This is a genomic window from Mesorhizobium sp. M4B.F.Ca.ET.214.01.1.1, assembly GCF_004791545.1.
Taxonomy (GTDB): Bacteria; Pseudomonadota; Alphaproteobacteria; order Rhizobiales; family Rhizobiaceae; genus Mesorhizobium; species Mesorhizobium abyssinicae.
Map to the genome: position 1 here is coordinate 1 of NZ_SRUX01000064.1, position 459 is coordinate 459.

A 459-nucleotide genomic window follows, 5' to 3' on the forward strand; every position below is an offset into this window, starting at 1 on the left:
TGTGCTCTTCCGATCTCGACCAGTGACGAAAGTAGGTAACTTCCGTCACCTATCGTTGGGTTCGCCTCTGCAATCGATTTGCCCTGCAAAATTAGAACTCAACCTGCTGCAGCTTCGTGCCGATCTCGCCCGCATGTCTCTTTCTGGCCAGTTCTTCACTCATGCATCGGCTAGAAAGCAATACCTAAGGGAAGACCTCTCAGACACAGGACAGCGCGGTCGAAGCCTGAACCATGACGAACTCGTCGATGGCCATGACATGGCAGCTTCGAGTGAACTAGTTGAACCCACTCAAGCGGTCGCCCCTCTGCGCGACGACCTGCAATGCGATCGCAGGAACCATCTGCGCAGTGCACTAGGCTAACACTCCGTGTATCCATTAGTGGTCTGCCCCGGCGAACTTAGCGTGCAGCGACGCCGCGGCGAAGTGAAACAGCTTCGCGGCGCCTGTTATTCCTT

The 459-nt window shown here is 55.6% G+C and carries 1 protein-coding gene; it reads left to right on the top strand.

Annotated features, from left to right (window positions below; translation table 11 throughout):
* Nucleotides 1–364 (top strand): hypothetical protein (locus EN857_RS35295; RefSeq protein ID WP_210235159.1); only part of this gene is annotated, 364 nt, incomplete at its 5' end.
* Nucleotides 365–459 lie beyond the last annotated feature (95 nt).